Annotated in this window: 1 protein-coding gene; it reads right to left on the bottom strand. The window is 59.2% G+C overall.

Translation table 11 applies throughout. The features are described from left to right. Window positions 1-18: 18 nt before the first annotated feature. Window positions 19-1169 (bottom strand): IS3 family transposase gene (locus tag JQX08_RS22170; RefSeq protein WP_205350633.1). Its coding sequence is split into 2 segments (ribosomal slippage): window positions 19-932 and window positions 932-1169, totalling 1152 coding nucleotides; the frame shifts between segments, so codons are not numbered across the junction. Window positions 1170-1231 lie beyond the last annotated feature (62 nt).

Below are 1231 nucleotides of genomic sequence, written 5' to 3'. Positions count from 1 at the left end.
TGAATCGCCCCGGCTTTCCTAGACACTCTCCAAGCTTTGGAAATAGCGCTTTTCAAACTCCACTGGCGATAGCTGCATAGCGCTGCTGTGCCGGCGTTTGGGGTTATAAAACATCTCGATGTAATCGAACACATCACTGCGAGCTTCTTCGCGGGTGCCGTAGGTCTTCCGTCGGATGCGTTCCCGCTTCAGCAACTGGAAAAAGCTTTCCGCTACCGCGTTGTCGTGGCAGTTGCCGCGTCGGCTCATGCTGCTGATCAGGTTGTTGGCCTTGAGGAAGCTCTGCCAGTCCGAGCTGCTGAACTGGCTGCCCTGGTCGGAGTGGATCATCACTTCCTGCCTGGGCTTGCGCCGCCAGACCGCCATCAGCAAGGCATCTATGGCCAGGTCGCTGCACATCCGAGGCTTCATCGACCAGCCGATCACCTGGCGTGAAAACAGATCCAGCACCACCGCCAAGTACAACCAGCCCTCATAGGTGCGGATGTAGGTGATATCGGTGACCCAGACTTTGTTCGGTTCAGCGACGTTGAACTGCCGCTCCAGGCGATTGGGCGAGGCCACCGTCGGCTTGCCACCGTAATAGCCGGGGCGCCGACGATAGCCGGTCTGCGAGCGCAGCCCCTCTCCCCGCATCAGGCGAGCCACGCGGTGCCGGCCACAGGACTCCCCCAGCTCACGCAGGTCGTCGTGAATCTTGCGATAGCCGTAGACCCCACCGCTTTCCAGCCAGGCATGTTTGATCAACCCGAGCAGGCGCTGATCTTCCTTGGCGCGCACGGATTTCGGCTCGGCCAGCCAAGCGTAGTAACCGCTGGGATGCACTTTCAGGGTCAGGCAGAGACGTCGAACCGGGTACTCCACCGACAGCGTGCTGATGAAGGCGTACTTCAGCCGGACTCCTTGGCAAAGTACGCGGCGGCCTTTTTTAGGATGTCTCGCTCTTCGGTCACTCGCTTGAGTTCAGCACGCAGACGACGCAGTTCGGCCTGCTGATCGTCCTCTTGCTGCCGCTTTTCCTGGGGCTTGCTGTAGCGCTTGATCCAGGCATACAGGCTGTGCACCGACATACCTAACCGCGCTGCCACCTCAGCTACAGGAAGGCCACGCTCGGTCACTTGCTTGACCGCTTCGATCTTGAATTCTTCGGGGTAACGCTGGTTGCTCATGGCACCTCCTAATGGGCCTCATTATGAGGCTTGGAGGTGTCTACGAAACTAGGGGCGATTCA

This window comes from Zestomonas insulae, assembly GCF_016901015.1.
Classification (GTDB): Bacteria; Pseudomonadota; Gammaproteobacteria; order Pseudomonadales; family Pseudomonadaceae; genus Aquipseudomonas; species Aquipseudomonas insulae.
This window is presented reverse-complemented; position numbering and strand designations above follow the sequence as displayed.